The 20,691-nt window shown below is 45.8% G+C and carries 14 protein-coding genes; 11 read left to right on the forward strand and 3 right to left on the reverse strand.

Annotated features, from left to right (window positions below):
- Nucleotides 1-604: 604 nt before the first annotated feature.
- The 6 genes from QUB14_RS25995 (at nt 605) to QUB14_RS26020 (ending at nt 7,438) form a co-directional block, all read left to right on the forward strand.
- Nucleotides 605-1,303 (forward strand): class I SAM-dependent methyltransferase, encoded by a 699-nt coding sequence (locus QUB14_RS25995; RefSeq protein ID WP_333220690.1) that lies wholly within the window; start codon nt 605-607, stop codon nt 1,301-1,303.
- Between the two features lie 188 nt (nt 1,304-1,491).
- On the forward strand, nt 1,492-2,124 hold the full coding sequence (locus tag QUB14_RS26000; RefSeq protein ID WP_333220688.1) for a 7-carboxy-7-deazaguanine synthase QueE: 633 nt from the start codon (nt 1,492-1,494) through the stop codon (nt 2,122-2,124).
- A gap of 122 nt (nt 2,125-2,246) precedes the next feature.
- Complete coding sequence (locus QUB14_RS26005; protein WP_333220692.1) at nt 2,247-2,690, forward strand: retroviral-like aspartic protease family protein; 444 nt, start codon at nt 2,247-2,249, stop codon at nt 2,688-2,690.
- 73 nt (nt 2,691-2,763) lie between these two features.
- Nucleotides 2,764-5,724 carry an excinuclease ABC subunit UvrA gene (gene uvrA, locus QUB14_RS26010; protein WP_333220686.1) on the forward strand — a complete coding sequence of 987 codons (2,961 nt, stop codon included), beginning with the start codon at nt 2,764-2,766 and terminating at the stop codon, nt 5,722-5,724.
- A 374-nt stretch (nt 5,725-6,098) separates the two neighbouring features.
- The gene (locus QUB14_RS26015) at nt 6,099-6,632 is read left to right on the forward strand and encodes a hypothetical protein (protein WP_333220684.1); all 534 of its coding nucleotides are present in this window, start codon (nt 6,099-6,101) and stop codon (nt 6,630-6,632) included.
- Between the two features lie 248 nt (nt 6,633-6,880).
- Nucleotides 6,881-7,438 carry a DUF6429 family protein gene (locus tag QUB14_RS26020; RefSeq protein WP_333220682.1) on the forward strand — a complete coding sequence of 186 codons (558 nt, stop codon included), beginning with the start codon at nt 6,881-6,883 and terminating at the stop codon, nt 7,436-7,438.
- A 184-nt stretch (nt 7,439-7,622) separates the two neighbouring features.
- Here QUB14_RS26020 and QUB14_RS26025 read toward each other — a convergent pair whose 3' ends face one another.
- Nucleotides 7,623-8,117: a GAF domain-containing protein gene (locus QUB14_RS26025; protein WP_333220681.1), complete on the reverse strand. Its 495-nt coding sequence runs from the start codon at nt 8,115-8,117 to the stop codon at nt 7,623-7,625.
- A gap of 402 nt (nt 8,118-8,519) precedes the next feature.
- Between QUB14_RS26025 and QUB14_RS26030 the strand changes: the two genes are divergently transcribed.
- The gene (locus QUB14_RS26030) at nt 8,520-9,392 is read left to right on the forward strand and encodes an alpha/beta hydrolase (RefSeq protein ID WP_333220679.1); all 873 of its coding nucleotides are present in this window, start codon (nt 8,520-8,522) and stop codon (nt 9,390-9,392) included.
- 95 nt (nt 9,393-9,487) lie between these two features.
- On the opposite strand, the gene QUB14_RS26035 is transcribed toward QUB14_RS26030, so the two are convergent.
- Entirely contained in the window at nt 9,488-9,691 is a 204-nt protein-coding gene (locus QUB14_RS26035) for a hypothetical protein (protein WP_333220677.1), read from the reverse strand.
- Nucleotides 9,692-9,819: 128 nt separating this feature from the next.
- Between QUB14_RS26035 and QUB14_RS26040 the strand changes: the two genes are divergently transcribed.
- From QUB14_RS26040 to QUB14_RS26050, 3 genes are all read left to right on the forward strand, one after another.
- Nucleotides 9,820-11,112, forward strand: a complete 1,293-nt coding sequence (locus QUB14_RS26040; protein ID WP_333220675.1) for a glycosyltransferase family 39 protein — start codon at nt 9,820-9,822, stop codon at nt 11,110-11,112.
- A 108-nt stretch (nt 11,113-11,220) separates the two neighbouring features.
- Complete coding sequence (locus QUB14_RS26045; protein ID WP_333220672.1) at nt 11,221-12,588, forward strand: hypothetical protein; 1,368 nt, start codon at nt 11,221-11,223, stop codon at nt 12,586-12,588.
- A gap of 549 nt (nt 12,589-13,137) precedes the next feature.
- Nucleotides 13,138-18,630, forward strand: coding sequence for a response regulator (locus tag QUB14_RS26050; protein ID WP_333220670.1), 5,493 nt, complete (start codon nt 13,138-13,140; stop codon nt 18,628-18,630).
- A gap of 187 nt (nt 18,631-18,817) precedes the next feature.
- Here QUB14_RS26050 and QUB14_RS26055 read toward each other — a convergent pair whose 3' ends face one another.
- Complete coding sequence (locus tag QUB14_RS26055; RefSeq protein ID WP_006631855.1) at nt 18,818-19,525, reverse strand: ABC transporter ATP-binding protein; 708 nt, start codon at nt 19,523-19,525, stop codon at nt 18,818-18,820.
- Between the two features lie 317 nt (nt 19,526-19,842).
- On the opposite strand from QUB14_RS26055, the gene QUB14_RS26060 reads away from it, so the two are divergent.
- On the forward strand, nt 19,843-20,634 hold the full coding sequence (locus QUB14_RS26060; protein WP_333220668.1) for a PEP-CTERM sorting domain-containing protein: 792 nt from the start codon (nt 19,843-19,845) through the stop codon (nt 20,632-20,634).
- Nucleotides 20,635-20,691 lie beyond the last annotated feature (57 nt).

Consider the following 20,691-nt stretch of genomic DNA (forward strand, 5'->3'; position numbering starts at 1 on the left):
TGCACTTTATTCTCGCTCGCGCGCTCGAAACCTTTCGCGACGCAATATGCACTCGATTATTCAGCAAGCCCTAAGTAGAGCCACACAAAAAAACTTGACAATGTAACAAAATGTAAACGAATCACAACCTCTGGGATTGCTTCATTTCACTGGCAATGACATACTTATGTTTTTCGCAGTTCGTCTACTTCGCGATCGGGATGAAGTCACTTTTTCCCCGACTCATATCATTTGAGATTTATTGGAAATTTGAGATGGGAAATAGCTTATTATGTAGGACTTTCCAGCTTGTGTAGAGTTGCATTCATTTTTTGAACTGCTATCACTAACGGCGTTACACCCTGCTAGCAACGCAGCAATCTCAAAACGCTCCCTTCTATCCATTTTTATTTTCCAGAGGTGCTAAATCACCTGTGGCTGAGATAAACTGATTTGCAAGTAGAGCGCGCGTTTTGCAAGTTGCCTCTGTGTAACCGAGACACTGCTACTGCAACCTGTCATCAGCCACAGCAAAATAGGTGCCAAAATTAACTCTACAGTCTCCGATTTCCATTAACTGCGCGTCTACAATCTCAAATCAAAAGTCAGCAGCAAGGACAAACCTATGGCGAACTCAACACTTGGCTTAGAAAATCAACTTTACAATTATCTGTTATCTATTTCTCTGCGGGAGCCAGATATTCTCGCTTCACTACGGGAAGAAACTGCTAAACATCCTATGGGTATGATGCAGATTGCTCCCGAACAAGGTCAGTTTATGGAGCTCATAGTGCAGCTTATGGGAGCGACCAAAACCTTAGAAATTGGCGTTTTTACTGGTTATAGCTCGCTGTGCGTAGCTTTAGCGCTGCCTCCTAACGGTCAAATTATTGCCTGCGATGTCAGCGAGGAATATACTGCGATCGCGCGACGCTATTGGGAAGCTGCGGGCGTGGCTAATAAGATTTCTTTGCAGTTGGGCCCAGCAATAAATACTCTCGACAAACTAATAGCCGAGGGACAAGCAGGAACCTTTGATTTTGCCTTCATCGACGCCGATAAAGAAAATTATGAGGCTTATTTTGAGCGATCGCTGCAACTTGTACGCAATGGGGGTTTAATTGTAATTGACAATGTTCTGTGGTCTGGACGAGTTGCTGACCCTCAAGTACAAGACGAAAGTACCACCGCCATTCGTACTTTTAACGACAAATTGCGTAACGATCCCAGAGTTACTCTCAGTGTCGTCCCCATTGCTGACGGGCTGACTTTGGCATTGAAACGTCGCTGGGCTACTATGATGGAACCTGAACAGCATAATTAAAGAGTTGTTTGCGGTTTGCGGTTCATTTTAAAATTGCCACAAACTGCTAATTATTCAAGAATATACAAGTCAGTTTTATATATAGAGTAAGGTGCGCGTGCTGCACCCTATAAACTCAAAAGTAGAGAGTAAGGTGCGGATGGCGCACCCTACAGAATGATGTATTTTTTAGTTAATCAGAGGCGCAAATGCTGGGTTCAAATTTGCAGGTAAAATTACCGATTCACGAAACTTTTCAATGTACTGTTCAAGGCGAAGGTTACTGGACGGGGACTTTAGTTGATTTTATCAGATTGGCCGGTTGCCCTGTGCGGTGTCCTTGGTGCGACACGGGTTACGAAAATGGGGGCAAAGGTTTGCCCTCTGTGCCGCAGTCGATCGCACAATTGCTCGCTCAATTGCAGTCTCCGAGAGTGGTAATTACTGGCGGTGAACCTTTCATTCACCAGAATTTGCCGGAGTTAGTTGAAGCTTTGTTAGAAGCTGACAAGCAGGTGAGTATTGAAACTTCGGGTGCTTGCTGGCAGGATGTGTCTCCGCAGGCTTGGATTACTCTTTCTCCGAAGGAACACGTCAATCCTAAATATCCGGTGCAAGAGCTTTTTTGGACTAGAGCAAATGAAATTAAGTTAGTGATTAGCACTGGCGAAGAAGTTGAATTTTATCACAAGCATTTGGAAAATAATGTGAATATTCCGGTTTTCTTGCAACCAGAATGGAACTCAAAAAAATCAGCGATTCCAATTATTTTGGAATTGCTGAAACAAAATCCTAGTTACAGGCTATCTTTGCAAACTCACAAGTTTATTGGGGTGCAATAATTTGATGATTTAGCCAGAGCTATTCGTCAGGGGGCGGTGCAGAAGGGCGAGTGCATCGCCTTACAATCTGGGGAAATATGTGCGCTATAATTAAAGCAGCAATTTATGATAATTTGAACGTAATGGAAACAACTACGGAAACCGCAATGGGAAAAGTAATCACAACCCTAGTAATTACGAATCGGCTAGATGAAGGAAAAGCCGAAGATGGTCTGATTCCAATCGAGCAAGTCAGGTCTTTTACTCTAGAAAATGTTTTGGTGGATACGGGCGCGACAACTTTGTGTTTGCCTAAAGATGTCATCGCCAGACTGGGTTTGAAAATCCTCAAGCAAGTGGTGGTGGAAACAGCCACGGGTATTAGTGAGGCGAGGATTTTTCAAGATGCCAAGATTTCTCTGTGCGGGCGCGAAGGGACTTTTGAGTGTTTGGAATTGCCAGAGGGGAAAACGCCACTTTTAGGCGTGATTCCGATGGAAGCGCTGGGAATAGAAGTGGATTTGAAGCATCAAAGTTTGAAGGTTTTGCCCGACGGGCCGACGGAAACTTATTTGACAATTCTTTGATATTCTTGAGTTTGGATGCCAGCAATTCGATCGGCAGCGCTAAGATGGTTAAGCACTGTTTTGCACTACTCTCATGTCCCAACGCGCCGAAACCTCAAACAGCCAGCCAAGTGCATCCCGCAACGGGCATAATGTGACGAATTCTCACTCAAACAACCAAAATACGATTCGGGTTCGCGGTGCGAGACAGCACAACCTGAAAAATATCGATCTGGAACTGCCGCGCGATCGACTGATCGTTTTTACTGGCGTCTCGGGTTCTGGCAAGTCTTCCCTCGCTTTCGATACAATTTTTGCCGAGGGACAGCGCCGCTACGTGGAGTCTCTCAGCGCTTACGCGCGCCAGTTTTTGGGACAGTTGGACAAACCGGATGTGGACGCGATTGAAGGCTTGAGTCCGGCTATTTCGATCGACCAAAAGTCAACTTCTCACAACCCGCGATCGACAGTTGGTACTGTTACAGAAATTTACGATTATCTCAGATTGCTCTACGGCAGAGCCGGCGAACCGCACTGTCCGATTTGCGATCGCTGCATTGCGCCGCAGACAATTGATGAAATGTGCGATCGAGTCATGGCGCTTCCCGACGGCACTCGCTTTCACCTTCTGGCACCAGTTGTGCGCGGAAAAAAAGGCACTCACCGCAAATTATTGTCGAGTTTAGCTGCGGAAGGATTTATTCGCGTCAAAGTTAACGGAGAAATTTTAGAACTTTCAGAAAATATCGAATTAGATAAAAATCTAACGCACAATATCGAGATAGTTGTCGATCGGTTAATTAAAAAACCAGGTTTAGAAGAACGTTTAGTTGATTCTCTGGCAACTTGTTTGCGCCATTCAGAGGGAATTGCAATAATTGAAGAGTTACCGAGTGATGAAAATTCCGAACCACAGGGGCCGATCGTATTTTCCGAAAACTTTGCTTGTCCCGAACACGGCGCGGTAATGGAGGAACTTTCCCCTCGGTTATTTTCGTTTAATTCGCCCTACGGCGCGTGCCAAAACTGTCACGGTTTGGGGAGTTTGCGGACTTTTGCGCCGGAGTTGGTAGTTCCCGACGAGAAAGCGCCTCTTTATTGTGCGATCGCGCCTTGGTCAGACAAAGACAATTCCTATTATCTCTCTTTGCTTTGCAGTATTGCTGATACTTGCGGGTTTGATATCGACACTCCTTGGTATCGATTAAGGCCCGAACACCAGCGGGTAATTTTGTACGGCAATGAGTCCAAGCGCAGCGCAGAAGGTAAAAAGCGCGAGGGCAGCACTGATTTGAGGAGAGATTTTAATGGCGTGATTGCCATGTTGCAGCGCCAGTACGACGATACTGGTTCTGACTTGATCAAGCAGAAGTTGGAACAGTATCGGGTCGATCGTTCTTGCGAGGTTTGTCAGGGCAAACGCTTGAAACCCGAGGCGCTTTCGGTGCGGTTGGGACAGTACGGAATTGTAGATTTAACCAGTATTTCGATTCGCGAATGCCGCGAACGAGTAAATAATTTGGGATTGAGCGATCGGCAATTCCAAATATCCGATTTAGCCCTGAGAGAAATCAAAGCAAGGCTGCAATTTTTGCTCGATGTCGGGTTAGATTACCTGACTTTAGACCGCGCAGCAATGACACTTTCTGGCGGAGAAGCCCAGCGAATTCGGCTGGCGACTCAAATCGGTTCTGGTTTGACGGGTGTTCTCTACGTTTTGGACGAACCGAGCATCGGACTGCACCAAAGAGACAATTTTCGCCTGCTGCAAACCTTAACAAAATTGCGCGATTTAGGCAATACTTTGATTGTCGTAGAACACGATGAAGAAACTATGCGAGCGGCCGACCATATTGTCGATATCGGGCCCGGTGCTGGCGTGCACGGTGGCAAAATTATCTCGCAAGGAAGTTTAGAAAATTTGCTAACGGCCGAGGAATCTTTGACCGGGGCTTATTTGTCGGGAAAGCGAGTAATTGAAACACCTAATGAAAGAAGAAAAGGCAACGGCAAAGCTCTCTCAATCATAAATGCGACGCGCAACAATTTAAAAAATATTGATGTAGAAATTCCCCTGGGAAAACTCGTCTGCGTGACTGGCGTTTCCGGTTCGGGAAAATCAACTTTAATCAATGAATTGCTGTACCCGTCGCTGCAACACTATATCACCAAAAAAGTGCCTTTACCGCCCGATATGGACGCCCTCAAAACTAAAGGCGAACGCTCTCTAGAGGATGTGGTTGATAAGGTAATTGTCATCGATCAATCTCCCATCGGCCGCACTCCGCGTTCTAATCCCGCTACTTACACGGGAGTCTTTGATGTGATTCGGGATTTGTTTGCCGAAAGCATTGAAGCGAAGGCAAGAGGTTACAAAGCGGGGCAGTTTTCTTTTAACGTGAAAGGGGGAAGGTGCGAAGCTTGCGGCGGCCAAGGGGTGAACGTGATTTCGATGAATTTTTTGCCGGATGTTTACGTGCAGTGTGAGGTTTGCAAGGGTGCGCGCTACAACCGAGAAACGCTGCAAGTGAAGTACAAAGGCAAGTCGATTTCTGATGTTTTGAACATGACTGTAGAGGAATCTTTGGAGATGTTTAAAAATATTCCCAGGGCGGGCGCCAGACTGCAAACTTTGGTTGATGTTGGTTTGGGTTACATTCAGTTGGGACAGCCGGCGCCCACGCTTTCTGGGGGCGAAGCGCAGCGGGTAAAATTGGCAACGGAACTGTCGCGCCGCGCTACTGGGAAGACGCTTTATTTAATCGATGAACCGACGACTGGTTTGTCGTTTTATGATGTTCACCATTTGTTAAATGTCCTGCAAAGATTGGTGGATAAGGGGAATTCAATTTTGGTAATCGAACACAATTTAGATGTGATTCGGTGCTGCGATTGGGCGATCGATTTGGGGCCTGAAGGGGGAGATAAGGGCGGCGAAATTATTGTGGCGGGGACGCCGGAGGATGTGGCGGCAAATCAGAGGTCTTATACTGGGAAGTATTTGCAAGCGGTTTTGCAGCAGCATCCTTTAGGGGAGGCTGTAGCCGTTAGTTAATATTAAATTTGGTAGGACTTACGCACAGGGATCTAGAAACCGGGTTTTTTCCGAAAATACGCATTGTAGCCGACATAAAAGGTAAAAAACCCGGTTTGTTTCTTTGGTGGGAGTGCGTAAGTCCTGTTTGGTATCGAACAAGGACAGAATGCACCCGAAGTTTTAGGGAGACAAGCTATCCATATCTATGAGAAATTAAATGCTCGGCAATGGTTTACATTGCGTGGGATTTATGCAACTTCATCCGGCTTCAGCAATAAATTTTGCAAAATCATCGAGCTGCGGTATTATTCGATTATAGTGGTTATTATACAGCAACTGCAATACAATCTATCAGTAGAAGCGGTAGCAACATAGGGAGAAGAAGAAAAGTTATGAATGGTACTGTTTTCAATATCGGATACACTGATTGTGGTTTCACAATGGCAGCATTAGTAAAACATCATCCTAGTAGTGTGATCGGAACTTTCTGGCTTCCAGAAACAGTTGAGGATTACAACAACGTAGGTTCTAAATGGATAGATTACGTACTAGAGGATAACCAAGCACAGGCTATGTTGGATGACATCGATATTTTAAAGGCTGAACCACAACTCTATAGGCATATGGTTATCGTTTTGACAGCAAATTCTAACAATCCATGTGACTACTCCTTTGTAGCTGGAATAACACGTTTTCTTGAAAGTCGTTCGTTGCTTCAAGTGCTTGCAGAACACAATATACCAGCCCACACTGAGGTTTCTTATCCAAGGTTTTTTGACGAGGAAAGTGCAACGGCTAAGAAAGGTGGTTTGTGGAGTGAACTTAGCTTAAATGACTGGAATGAATACATCCGACTACAATTGGTTGCGGAATACGGAAAGAAGATGTTAAAGCAGTGGTGGGAGCGCACAGGAAAGGCAGCGTGACAAACAAAAGCTGAAGTGGTTGCATGGCATACCAACCATTTTGCACCGGAACGCTGGAAAATGGTTGGTTCAGTTGCAAAGGTTATCTGCGTCCGGTGAGCGCGAACATTATCTCGCTTCGTTTCTGAGTTGCGACAGTAGACAGCACAGAGCGATCAAAATCGCAAAGCAACAACGATTGGCAGATTCAAAATAGGAAATGGCAAAAAAACAGCAGACGTTCAAGAAATCAGGAAAGAGAGCGCTCTATGGCTAAACCTTTCAAACCCGAAACTCGAAATTATTGTAATTGGTCTGTAACCATTTATGTTGGCTCAGAAGCAGTAGGGTTTTATACAAAGTGTATTTCGCCCAATGATACTATTTTATGTACAGAAATATGTAATGACAAAGGGTCTGCTTGGCAACAGGGTTACAACCTTGTAGAGCGTGCAATTAAAGAAGAACGAACTAATCGATACAATAGGATTGCTATACCTCTGACACTTGCGTTATTATATGTATCTGGATCGGATGAGGAAGACGAGTTAGGTTATCAATCTCGCTTTAGAGGCAGACGTGCTTGGAAGGGGCATGATTTTGAAATTTTGGATCTTCTGACTGAAGATGGTCTATTAGAGGAGCAACGTAATCCCCAGCAGATTAAATCAGTAGTTTTGACACCAAAAGGTATTAAACAAGCAAGGCACCTTCTGAAAAATTTAAATTTAGAGGGTACTGAAGAGTTTCTTAAGACTCAGGAAAATCGCGACGATTTAATCGATGGATTAGAACAAGATAAAGAGCACTTGGGTGATGAAAAGTAAGAATTCGCTACAAACCCCCGCTTAACCCTAGAACGCCATTCTGACAACATCTCCTCTCAGTAAAGGTTTGGAAAAGTTAGATGGATATCGGGCTAGATAGGGACAAGATTCTGGTTGGTTGGTAATTTTCGCTCGCACAGACAATTGACCCCAACTGTCACAAAGCAGGATTTTGGATGAAAGATTAACTATCTTGAATTGTAGGAGAAAGTGCCATATTTTGGGCTTCTCTTTGCATGAATTCAATGTCCGATCGCGACCAAGTGCGGGGCCCGCTGCACTGATGAGCAATTAACAGCCCCCACAGTCCTTTGTTCGTTAAAATTGGCACAACTAAATTGGCACGAACTTTCAGGCTACGCAGAAAATCTCGGTGGCATTGGTGAATTGGTTCTACTTCAATATCTGTAATTGCTCTAACTCTGCCGGCTTCGTACAAAGCAGCGTGGTCGCCGTTAAAACACTCATCTGGCCCCGTTGAACCCAAGATTGAGAGTTCGATCGCACTCAACATCTCGTAAGTCACTCGACCTTGCCACTGCTTGTAAAAATGATAAAGCACCGCGCGATCGCTCTGCAAAATTTCTCGAATGTCGTAGAGGGATTTTTCAACTAATACGTCGCGCTTTAGACGATCTGTCAAGCGGTTAACAATGTTTTGCAGCCGATCGCCCGACATAGTATTAACTCCTTTAATTCCTAGTACACTCGCCCGATCTTAATTATTGAACTGGCACCATCCCAACACCTCAAAATGTTGCGCTTCGGGATTTTCGCGCGCTCAAAAATGAGTAATTTTGGGCTTGACAGTTGTTGATATGCCAGCAATATTATACTATTATTTTGCCTGAGATAGCAATCTTTTCGGGAAAGGGGCGATGGCGTCTAGCCCTCGCCCGTGCTACGGCTTTTTTTTACGCAGCCCTTTTGCGAAGAACCACCGACGGGACGCCTGTTCCACACAGGAACAGAAAAGGAAGAGTTTACAAGTGCTGGGAGAATTGCTAGATCTGCCTAAAGTTGGTTCCTCTCAAACAGAGTAACTGCTACGATTTTTCTAAAGCTAAAGAAAGCATTAAATATGTCTGTGCTAGAAGCTGCTTGGAAACACGAATTTATCCCTACGAACGGCATCAAACTGCACTATGTCACTCAAGGTTCTGGGCCGCTGATGCTGATGCTGCACGGATTTCCTGAATTTTGGTATTCTTGGCGACATCAAATCCCAGAATTTGCCTCAGATTATAAAGTAGTGGCTGTAGATCTCAGGGGTTACAACGACAGCGACAAACCTCACGATCAATCTGCTTACGTGATGGCAGAGTTTGTGCAAGATGTCAAGGGCATTATTCAGGGTTTGGGATACGAAAGTTGCGTCTTAGTTGGTCACGACTGGGGAGGTGCGATCGCCTGGAATTTTGCTTATGCTTATCCCCAAATGGTGGATAAATTAATTGTGATGAATCTACCACATCCCGCCAAGTTTGCTGAAGGGTTACGCACTCCCCAACAATTGCTGAGAAGTTGGTACATCTTTTTGTTTCAGTTGCCCGTTTTGCCGGAGTTGTTAATTCAGTTGGGCGACTATCAGGCAATTTCGGCTGCTTTGGAAGGTATGGCAGTTAACAAAAGCACCTTTAGCCCCTCAGATATCGAAGCTTACAAAGATGCCGCTGCCAAACGGGGCGCTCTGACTGCTACTATCAATTATTACCGCAATATTGCTCGCGGATTTCTCGATCGCCAGAATTGGAGCGTGCTGCAAGTTCCGACGCTGATGATTTGGGGAGAAAAAGATGTTGCCCTGGGCAAAGAGTTAACCTATGGAACCGCAGATTACGTGCGGGATTTTCAGATTCAGTACCTTCCCAATTGCAGCCACTGGGTACACCAGGAAGAGCCGCAGTTAGTGAATCGGTACATGAGAGATTTTTTGGCAAGTAAGTTGATTTAATATCATATCCAGTTTGATCGGAATGCTACTGAGCCTGGGAGTAGGACGATCGCGATTCACTCAGAAAATTATTATTCCCATGCCAGCAGAGACATTCACCGACTGCTGATGCCCTCTGTCGTGCGCCCGCTCATTTCGCTGGGGTGAATGCGGTAGATTGCAATTACCTCCGCACGTCCCAGCGAGTCAATCCAGGTACGATTGATGGCGGGTGAAAGTGTGGGGTTGTGTTCTTTGACCAATTGCATCGCGCGATCGATGTCTGGCTGTTCCGTGAGGCGTTCTGCTCGCCCGTTCACATTAAATATAATCCGTGGGAAAAAAACATCAATTCTCGCAAAAGATGGAAGCTAGAATGATATAATTTTTGACATTCCCAACCTAAAAAATTGGGAGAAAGCAAATCAAATCTTCGTAGTCAGTTTTTATGACACCAGACATATCAGAAGTGCCACAGCAAAGAAATCACCGCATAATTGTCTGGGTACTGATTGGTCTAACGCTGCTGGGACTGGCATTGCGCCTTTATTTGGCGTGGCGCACCAACCAAACTCTCCCCGATACCCCCGCCCGTCTCAGAGGCGACGAACCGGGCTATGAACGTTTCGCATACGATCTGCTGAACGGTTATTTTTTTGAGAGACCAGGCCGGACGCCAGTTTATCCCTTTTTTGTGGCTGGATGCTATGCAATTTTTGGTCGCTCTCCCGCATCTGTAGTCTACGTACAAGCTTTTTTGGGAGCGACAATCATACCGCTAACTTTTATCCTGGCACGGCGTTTTACTGGCGCTCAAAGTTCCTTAGTAGCGGCTGGATTAATTGCGATAGATCCCTCCCTCATTTTTCATGTCAGGCGGCTGCAAACAGAGGTTTTATACACGCCTTTAATACTTTTAACCGTGCTGGGTTTGCTGTGGGCATTGGAACAGCCGCAGTGGCAAAGTTTTTCATTAGCAGGTGCGCTGTTGGCAATTACGAATCTTTGTCGACCGACAGGGATGTTGCTTCCAGCAATTGTGCCGCTATTGATGCCGCGCGAATGGCATTTTAAGCGCAAGATTGCTTTGTTTATTGCTTATTTGGGCGCAGTTATCATCATTACTGCACCTTGGACTTACCACAATTATCGAACTCACAAGACTTTTTTGATTTACAGCGTTTCTACGGCGATACTGTGGCAAGGAAGTCCCGAGTTTTATCATTTGGCTTATGAAAAACTGCCAAAACGCGATATGGTTCAGATTTGGCAGGAAGAACTAAATCCGGAGCGGAATGGCGGACACAATGCTTTTACAATTGAGGGCGATCGCTATTTTACCAAACGGGCGATCGCTTCCATCCTCCGCGAGCCTGCTGTCTATCTCTGGTATTGTTTGCAAAAGGCAGTTTTTTTCTGGTTGGGAAACCCTGTAAGCGACTGGCCCGATCATGCTATGTTTAATGTGGAGGTAATGCGGCGATTCTTTTCGCTACAACAGATTGTCGGCATTTTAGCGTCACGAATTTGGCCTGTATTTGCTGCTTTGGGCATGATAGTTTTGCGGCATCGCTGGCGGGAGTTTTTGCCACTGTTGCTAGTCTGTGCCTATTTTACTTTCATTCATGCGCTCACTTATGCAGAAGTTCGCTACAGTGAGCCGCTGCACCCGATTTTGGCGGTCGTAATTGCTACGGCGGCGGGAGAACTTCAGCGTCGGTTGAAGTTAATTAGTCAGTAGGTATTAGGCAGTTGGTCATTAGTTATTAACCCAGTGTTATAAAAAACAACAATTCGGAATTTTACAATCGGCTTTTTAATTGCCCTCACCCTAGAGTTGTTCAGCGGAATGACAACTTTTGCTCAAAACATCGAAACAATTAAAATTTCCGGCACTGCTGCGGGTGTTAGCACTCGCTACATCGGTGCAGTCGAGGGCAATATCAATTTCGACATCAAAGATTTGCAAGATTTGGGGATTAATACCTACCGGATTTACGGCGGGATGTCCCGATGGGAAGCCGAAGACGATGATGGTAAATACGGCTGGCCGGAAATATCCCAAATTAAGGCAAATCCAAATATAATTAATTGGGCGCATTGGGATCAGATTATGACCACTCCGCCCCAGGGTAGCGATTATTGGTGGTCGGGAAAACCTGGTAGAGTTTGGCAAGGCAATGCCCGGACTATTTTTAATAGTCTCAAACAAGTAAATATTCGCCCGGTTGTGAGTATTCGGAATGTTGACAATAACTGGAATCCGAGTTGGGCGCTGCAACTGAATCCGCCGCGCACAGGAGAAGATTGGAACGAGTGGTGGGAACACGTTTTTGCTACGGTTTATTGGCTGAATGTTCGCAATGATTACCGCGTTGATGATTGGGAAATTCACAACGAACCGGATAATCGCGATCAGGGTTGGGGCGGGACTAGGGCTGACTATTTTGAATTGGTTAAGGTGGCAAAAGATGCGATCGACTTTGTTTACCAAACTTATTTGCCTTCGCGCACTTACCGCATCCACGGCCCGAAAACCGTAGGAGGCAGCAATTGGCCCGCTAGTGCTTTGCAGGAAATACCGAATTATTTTGATACAGTCAATGTCCACAACTACGATGCAGATATTTCTAACTACACCCGCAAAGTGCGCGGCTGGATGAACGGTACTGTCCGCGCTAACTCGCAGCTTTGGGTAGGAGAATGGGGAACTTACGAAATTAGCTACGGCGATTTATCTTTAGCTTTAAATTTGATTAAGAATTTGATTCGAGGTTCCCAACCGGGGGATAATTATATTTACGGCAGTCACATATTCTGTTTGTACGACTGGGGTAAGCAGGGACTGGCGGAAGGTTTGCTAGGTGATGAGGGAAAACGGCGCGCGAGCTACTATGCTTTGCGGATGGGAATTAGGGCATTGCAGGGCGGAAAAACTACATTTTTTCCTATCACTAACAGTTCGGATTTAATGGCAGTTGCAACTCTTGATGCTAGCAAGAATGTTTACTTGCTGGTTGTCAATGACCGAGCAACATCTTACACTGTTAATGCTGATATTTCGGAGCTGATAAAAACGGGTAATGGCACGGTGCGAGAGTTCAGTTCTAAAACAATGGATGAGGTTGTTGGTAGCTTAAGGCCCAAGGGCGGAAATGCGAGTTTTGCACTGGCGGGGAACAGCGCTATTCTCATCAAGTTCGATCGCCAGAATTGAAGCTCAAATCCTCTGGGCCATAATTGAGATAAGATAGAATTAGTTATGCTCAGAATTATTTATTTTCTGCCTATTTGGCCATCGAACCCTCGAACCCTCGAACCCTCGAACCCCTAATTGCACAGCTGCCATACCTAAGTCGTCCTGTTGTGATTCCCCTCCTGTCGCTGGTAAATTGGTAGCGTGCAGGTATCTTGCCTCAAACAGAATCCGAGCGAGAGTTCCGTTGAGGGCCAGAAAGTAGGGTGCAGTCTAGACAATCCCAGAAATTCTTGCTCGTAAACCCGCAGCAGTTAAGCTAGGCGAGGAATTGCCTGCCCGCCTTCGTGTCCGCCGTCTGGCAGATAGCATTGGTTCTGAAAGTCAGAAGCCGTCAATTATCAGGATATGGCACGGAATTAATTTTAAATGCCAAGATGCTGGAAGTAGGGGTGAGTTTAATCGTACAGAAACTTTGAGCGCGCTTGGAAATCTCGCGGGCAAAGCCTCTCAATCAATCTGCTGCTTGCGATCGGGTTTTTCCAACAAATATCACTTTTATGCCCCCTGATGTTTATTCCCTCCCTCAGTCAGGTCATCAACCGCAATCCCCTCACCGTCACCCCTGAGACGCCCATAGAAAAGGCGATCGAGCTGATGAGTAGCACAGGAGCCAGTTACGTCCTCGTGGTAGAACCGCGCGGGAATTTTCAACTCGGAAATCTCATGAACGGAACTTCCCGACAATCGCGGGAACAGTCGGGTTTCTACAACGGCGTACCGCGTGCGGTACACGCAGGAGGCAACGGGCTGGGTCTCAACGGCTCAAAAGCTCCCTATGCGGGCGGCCAGACAGTGCTGGGGATTTTTACAGCGCGAGATGTCGTACAGCTAAATTCGATCGGGGCTGCTTTGAGCGGATTTGCGATCGAGCAAATCATGATCCGAACCGTAACTGTAGCCCGAGAATCGGAAATTCCCGACTTTTTTGCCTTAGCAAATCTCTTGGAGAAAAATCAGATCAGCCATTTGCCGATCGTCAGCGAGGCTGAAGAACTTGTTGGTTTAATTAGCTCTCAAAGCTTGGTGCAAATGTTGCAGGGAATTGGGGAATCTACACCAAAAGCAATTAGCAGCGCTTCGCCACCTGCGGCTTTCGCATTCCCTCCGCCACTGCCAATTCTGAATCAGAAATTAGAGCTACCCGCAAATTTAATTAAACTTTATCAAATCCCTCAAATAGCAGGCTCGCGAATAATTCACGCTCCTTCTAATTCTTCGGTTCGCTATTTGGCGCAACTGATGTTTAGACACAATGTTAGTTATGTATTAATCACTGAAACTCCCGATCAACAATCGACTGGTGCGGCTCACAATTCCAAATTTACAAATCCCAACCTTCACAAACTGGTTGGGGTGGTAAGTTCGCGGGATATTGTGCAGTTGCAGGCGCTGGGAAGAGACTCTAACAAAATTAAAGCGGGATCAATTTGCAGCAGTTCGCCGCCGCTGGTGCGATCGCACTCTACCCTCGAAGCAGCCGTCGCGCTGCTGCAAAAACACTACTGCCAGTTGCCTTTATTAGTCATTAACGAAACAAATCACCCGATCGGGATTATCAATCCTAAAACTATCCTTTTACAAGCCCTTGATTCAAAATCTCTGCATTCTGGCTTGATCGCTTTGCAGCGCCAGCTAGAATCTAGCAACGCTCAATACAAAAAACTCTCTGCAGAAATACAGCGGACAGCAGCAAATAGCCACGAGGTGGCTGAAATTTCTCACCACAGTTTCGTAGAGCGGCCAAATCTCCCCCCTGCAGTCAACAATCAGGGGATTTGGGACTGGAATCTCGAAACAGATGAGTTTTTTTATTCGGCGCGGTGGCAAGAAATGCTGGGCTACCAAGAAGGGGAAATCTCGAATCGCCGATCGGAATGGTGGAGTCGCATCCACAGAGATGATATTGACTCGGTAAAGGCAGCTTTAGAAGACCACTTCGCCCAAAAGACACCGGATTTTGCAGCAGAATATCGGATGTACTGTAAAGACGGCAGCACTGTCTGGGTGCTGAACCGAGGTCAAGTTTTACGCAGCGCTACCGGGAAACCGCTGCGGGTAGTAGGAACTCATACAGATATTACTCCAAACAAGCAGTTTGTAGTCAAAAACCGCGAACACGATCTAGAACAATTCCATCTATTTGACTCTTTGAAAGCAACAGTAATTTTCCACATAGATGCGGCGGGGGTTTGGAAATTTCTCAACCGCGCTTGGACGGAAATTACGAATTATTCGGTGTCCGAAAGTTTGGAAACTAATTTTTTAGAGTGGGTGCATCCACAGGAGCGCGAGCAATGTGCAAATTTATTGGAGTCTTTGCTGTCGGGGAAGTCGGAATTTGAACGCCGAGAACTGCGATTTAAGTCCAAGTCGGTTCCGGGTAAAAACTCCTTGGGAATTCACAGTAATTCCGGCTTTGTTTCCGTGGAACTATTTGCCCAAGTCCGGCGGAATTCCCAAGGCGAAATAGCGGGAATTTTCGGGACTTTGCACGATGTCTGCAACCGCCTCGAAGGAGTTGAGGAACTGCGGGAAAGCGAGCGCGCAATTCGATCGCTCTACGAGGTAATGGTGACCTCGGAAGGCTCTTTTGACGATCGAACGATCCGGTTGCTGGCAATGGGCTGTAGTCAGTTTGGGATGGATATCGGGCTGTTGGGCAGGGTTTTGGGCGATCGCTACGAAGTGATTGCGGCTTATGTACCGGAAGATTTTCCCTTTGGATTTGCTAAAGGAGACGGTTTTGCTTTGAGCAGAACCTTTGAGCGAGAGGTTTTGCGATCGAGCGAACCTATTTCTGTCGAATCAGCCGGCACTACTCAGTGGCGCAACCATCCCGCTTACAGCGTCCGCAAGTTGGAGGCTTTTGTGGGGACGAGGGTAATAGTGCAAGGGCGAATTTTTGGCACTTTGAGCTTTACTTCCCGCACCACTAAATCTCCTTTTAAACCGCTGAATTTTGAAATTTTAAAGTTGATGGGCAATTACATCGGCGCAGAAATTGCCCGCGAAGAGCGAGAGCGAACTTTGCAACGTCAGTACCAGCGCGTTTTACTACTCAAACAAATTACTCAAAAAGTGCGATCGACCTTAGACACTCAAGAAATTTTTCAAACTACCGCCACCCAAATCGGCCGCGTATTTGGTGTCAATCGCTGTACAATTCACACCTATCTTTCCGAACCTTATCCCCACCTTCCTTGCGTCGCAGAATACTTAGAACCCGGTCACGAATCGGCTTTAGATTTAGAACTTTCTGTCACTTATAACCCGTACACCGAAAAACTCCTCGCTGAGGATATAGCCCTGGCATCTCCCGATGTGTTTGCCGATCCTTTGCTGGAATCTTCGGGGCCGATGTGCCGCCGCATCGGATTAAAATCTATGTTGGCTGTTCGCACTTCCTATCAAGGAGAACCGAATGGAATTATTACTTTGCACCAGTGCGATGCAACTCGCCAGTGGAATCCCGACGAAATTGAACTGTTAGAAGATGTTGCCGCTCAAGTCGGCATTACCTTAGCTCAAGCACAACTTTTAGAAACGGAAGTTCAGCGACAGCGACAGTTAGCCGAGCAAAATGAAGCTTTGGATCAAGCACGACAAGCGGCGGAAGTTGCTAATAGAGCTAAGAGCGAATTTTTAGCGACTATGAGTCACGAAATCCGCACTCCGATGAATGCGGTAATCGGGATGACGGGCTTGCTGCTGGATATGGAACTAACTCCTGAACAGCGGGATTTTGTGGAGACAATTCGTACCAGCGGCGATGCTTTGCTGACTATTATTAACGATATTCTAGACTTTTCTAAGATTGAATCTGGAAAATTGGATTTGGAACGCAGCCCCTTCGAGCTGCAAAACTGTATAGAAGAATCTCTAGAATTACTGGCTCCGAGAGCCTCAGAAAAAGGTTTAGAGCTGGCTTACTTTATTGATGATTCTGTTCCGAAAAATATTTTAGGAGATGTCACAAGGCTGCGCCAAATTTTGGTAAATTTGCTAGGAAATGCAGTTAAGTTTACAGAATCTGGAGAAATTGTGGTGTGCTGTACGGCTAGGCAAATTGAAGAGGTAGCTGCTAACAGTTCGCCAGATAAAATTAATATTCTAGAGCCGCGACCGCTAGCAATTAACCAAGGAGAGTTGGCACGTAGCAGACAATACGAGATTCAATTTGCTGTGCAAGATACGGGAATTGGCATTCCGCCAGACCGGATGGATCGCCTGTTTAAAGCTTTTTCGCAGGTGGATGCTTCGACAACGCGACATTACGGCGGGACAGGTTTAGGACTGGCTATCAGCCAGCGTTTGAGCGATATGATGGGGGGTACAATGTGGGTTGTCAGCCAGGTTACTCCGGGAAGTTCTAAGTCTCAACCGGCCGTTTCTGCGATCGGACAAAGTATCGCTGGAATGTCGCCTGCAGAATTTACTCCGCCGTCAATATCCGGTTCGGGTTCGATTTTTTATTTCACGGTGACTGCTGAAGCGAATGACATCCGGGCTGAGGAAAAAAGGCCGGAATTTGCCGCTGGTAAGCGCTTGTTAATTGTTGAGCATCATGCCATTAATCGGCAAGTTTTGATCCGGCAGGCAGAGTCTTGGGGAATGATACCCGTGGCTGTAACTTCGGGTGCTGAGGCTTTGGAAATCATCAAAGGAAACTCGCCGCTCGATTTAGCTATTTTGGCGATGAATCTACCCGATATGGACGGTGTGGCTTTGGCTGTGGAGATTCGGAAATTTGAGCTGAGCAATTTGTCTGGCGGGGACGGTCTAAATCCGAATGCCATCGTTAAAAACACTCGCAAAATAGCACTACCTTTGGTGCTGTTTACTTATTTAAGTAAGGCGGAAGTTTGGAAAAAACTTGAAACTACAGAAGTACATTTTTCTGCTTTTTTAACTAAGCCTTTAAAACAGTCCCAGTTTTATAATGTGTTGCTGCAAGTTTTTGGATATGTTACTGGCAGAAGCGGCAGGGGAGAAGTTTCAAATGTGGCGACTTTGACTTCGGGATTGAAGTATTTTGAAAATTCTCAAGAACAGCACCGCGTGCAGCGGACGCCTGCTGTTTTGAGGCAGGTTGGAACCAATTCTGCTGGACAGGATGCAGCTAATTCTAGTCAGATTCGGATTTTGCTGGCCGAGGACAATGTGGTGAATCAAAAAGTTGCTACGCATTTACTCGACAGGATAGGATATCGGGCTGATATTGCGGCTAATGGGTTGGAGGTTTTGGAGGCGCTGAAGCGGCAATCTTACGATGTTGTGCTGATGGATGTGCAGATGCCTAACATGGATGGGTTGGAAGCGACGCGCCGCATTTGTCAGGAATGGCCTGCTAACAAGAAGCCGAGAATTATTGCGATGACTGCTAATGCGATGCAGGGCGATCGCGAAAAGTGTCTGGAAGCAGGTATGGACGATTATATTACTAAGCCCGTGCGCCGGGAAGAGTTGGCGATCGCCTTGAGCAAGTGCTCACCTCTGAATCGGGATGAATTGGAGGCGGTTACTGAGCAAAACAATCCAGATATTTCCGATCGCATTGACAGTGATACTGCGGCATCTTCGAGCGTTCAACCGGGAGCCGATTCGCCGATTGATTTTCATATTTTGCAAAATCTCCGCGAGCTAGACGATGATGAAGACCCAGATTTTTTGGGGGAGCTGATTAAGATATATTTGGAAGACGCACCGCAACATTTAGAAACTATTAAGGAGGCTATTTTTCTCGGCGATGCTGATAGTTTGAAGCTGGCTTCTCACACGCTGAAGTCGAGCAGCGCCAATTTAGGAGCGGTGTCTTTTTCTGCTGTTTGCAAGGAGTTGGAGTATATGGGTCGCGTGGCGGTTGAGTCTGGAGGGGAACAGGTTTTTGATGTGAGTACGGCGCGCGATCGCCTGTTGGAAGCCCAAGCGGAGTGGGAAAAGGTGCGGGCGGCTTTTGAGACGGAATTGGAAACGGGGAAGTTGCGATCGCAAATAGGGTAATTTGTTATATCAATTCCGGTTGCACTTCTCCGGAATTGTTGACTGTTGACTGTTGACTGTTGACTGTTTGAACAATACCGATGCAACCGGAAACGATATTATTTGTTATTTGTTGGTTTTTGGTTGTTAGTTGTCAGTTTCAATAACCAATGCCCCATGCCCAATGCCCCATGCCCAATGCCCATATTTAACTTTCACCTAAATATGCTTTGCGAACAGTTTCATTTGACTGCAAATCACTAGCAGTACCAGCGACTACAACCTGACCGGTTTGGATGACATAGCCGCGGTGGGCTACACTTAAAGCCATGCGGGCGTTTTGTTCCACCAGTAAAATAGTTGTTCCTTCAGCATTAATATCGCGGACGATCGCAAAAATTTGACTGACTAACATCGGTGCCAATCCCATACTCGGCTCGTCCAATAATAACAAGCGGGGGCGCGACATCAAAGCCCGGGCGATCGCCAACATTTGCTGTTCGCCGCCGCTGAGAGTTCCCCCTTTTTGACTAATTCTTTCTCGCAAACGAGGAAATAAATTTAATGCTTTTTCCATATCGGACTTGATACCGAGAGTATCGTTGCGGAGATAAGCACCCATTTCTAGGTTTTCTTGCACCGTCATTCGCGGAAAAATCAACCGCCCTTCGGGACTTTGAGAAATCCCCAAACGGACGATCGCCTCTGTAGATAGTGCTTCTAAAGGCTTTCCTTCAAATAATACAGTGCCCTGGCGCGGGCGCAGCAGTCCTTGAATTGTGCGGAGAGTTGTAGTTTTCCCCGCCCCGTTGCTGCCGATTAATGTCACAACTTCTCCCTGCGAGACTGTTAGCGATACTCCTTTGAGAGCGTGGATATTTCCGTAGTAAGTGTGAATGTCTTTAATTTCCAACATAATTACTCTTTCTGCTTTGTGCTTTATTATATTATCCAGACTAATTATAAATTTTTATTGCATTTATTTAAAATTAACTTTTTTTATAGTAATCAGTAATTTTACTTAGGTCAACAGCAGCCCTAGCTCCCATACAATGTATTTTTAGTAGCTGTGGCGACCAACTTTACAGAATTTTTACTTAAACACAAGATTTCTTGACAGTAGCTTTACAAAAATCTCTAAGTAAATAGGTAGTATTAATACGTAAGCGAAACCAACCGCTACAAGTTACCAATAACAGCACTTAAAATTTTTCAAATTTAAGGAAATCTACCATGAAATTCAATCACAGTACCGGAGCGATCGCATTTTTATTAGCAACTCCTTTAGTAACCGGCTTGACTGTAGGCATTGCCCCTAGCAGTGCTGCAATAATCGCAGGTTCTGCTGCAGAAGTAACCATTGACGACTTCAGTCACAGACCGACTGGGACAGGTACATTCACTAACACTAACACTCAGACAAGAGCGACCAGGGGTTTTGTTATTAGCAAAGCGAATGCTGATGCAGCTTTTATATCTAACTGTCACGAATTGCTGGCAGCAAATCTCTCGCAAAGTGGAGTCATAGGCAGCGGGAATAACTATTCCGGTTTAGCCCAAAGTCAAGCAGCAGTGATCGGTGACTTCTCTATTAAGGCAAAAGAAACTTTTTCCTTCACTGTTCAGACTATTTTACATCTTTTAACATCTGTTACTAATCCCCAATCAGAACGGGCTAGCGCCACAGGTAGTATATCTTTTGCATTAATTGACACTGTTTCTAACATTCTTTTAGACTCATTTCAATTTGGGATCGGTTTGCACTCTTTTAAAGCCCCGGAATTAAGTTTGTCATACAACCTCGCTGGAAACTTTAATCCCACACAAATTAATTTTGCTTTTCTCGCTCAAGGTAATACAACAAGCCTGAGCTTGTATACTTCCGGAGTGTATTCGCGGACTTTTGACAGCACCACTAATTTAAAATTAGTAGAAGTTAAGAACAATATCGCAGGGGCACAAGCGCAACCAGTTCCCCAAGCAGAACCAGTTCCAGAACCTACTACTATAGCGTTTCTCAGATAGATGAGGTACAATAACAGCAGTGAGTAAACCAATTCCTCATATCGGATAATGTAACTT

This window comes from Microcoleus sp. B3-D2, from assembly GCF_036705345.1.
Lineage (GTDB): Bacteria > Cyanobacteriota > Cyanobacteriia > Cyanobacteriales > Microcoleaceae > Microcoleus.

What these genes read in the sequence shown, in the direction of transcription:
- QUB14_RS25995 (WP_333220690.1), top strand. Translation starts at nt 605, where the DNA reads ATGGCGAACTCAACACTTGGCTTAGAAAATCAACTTTACAATTATCTG.
- QUB14_RS26000 (WP_333220688.1), top strand. Translation starts at nt 1,492, where the DNA reads ATGCTGGGTTCAAATTTGCAGGTAAAATTACCGATTCACGAAACTTTT.
- QUB14_RS26005 (WP_333220692.1), top strand. Translation starts at nt 2,247, where the DNA reads ATGGAAACAACTACGGAAACCGCAATGGGAAAAGTAATCACAACCCTA.
- uvrA (WP_333220686.1), top strand. Translation starts at nt 2,764, where the DNA reads ATGTCCCAACGCGCCGAAACCTCAAACAGCCAGCCAAGTGCATCCCGC.
- QUB14_RS26015 (WP_333220684.1), top strand. Translation starts at nt 6,099, where the DNA reads ATGAATGGTACTGTTTTCAATATCGGATACACTGATTGTGGTTTCACA.
- QUB14_RS26020 (WP_333220682.1), top strand. Translation starts at nt 6,881, where the DNA reads ATGGCTAAACCTTTCAAACCCGAAACTCGAAATTATTGTAATTGGTCT.
- QUB14_RS26025 (WP_333220681.1), bottom strand. Translation starts at nt 8,117, where the DNA reads ATGTCGGGCGATCGGCTGCAAAACATTGTTAACCGCTTGACAGATCGT.
- QUB14_RS26030 (WP_333220679.1), top strand. Translation starts at nt 8,520, where the DNA reads ATGTCTGTGCTAGAAGCTGCTTGGAAACACGAATTTATCCCTACGAAC.
- QUB14_RS26040 (WP_333220675.1), top strand. Translation starts at nt 9,820, where the DNA reads ATGACACCAGACATATCAGAAGTGCCACAGCAAAGAAATCACCGCATA.
- QUB14_RS26045 (WP_333220672.1), top strand. Translation starts at nt 11,221, where the DNA reads ATGACAACTTTTGCTCAAAACATCGAAACAATTAAAATTTCCGGCACT.
- QUB14_RS26050 (WP_333220670.1), top strand. Translation starts at nt 13,138, where the DNA reads ATGTTTATTCCCTCCCTCAGTCAGGTCATCAACCGCAATCCCCTCACC.
- QUB14_RS26055 (WP_006631855.1), bottom strand. Translation starts at nt 19,525, where the DNA reads ATGTTGGAAATTAAAGACATTCACACTTACTACGGAAATATCCACGCT.
- QUB14_RS26060 (WP_333220668.1), top strand. Translation starts at nt 19,843, where the DNA reads ATGAAATTCAATCACAGTACCGGAGCGATCGCATTTTTATTAGCAACT.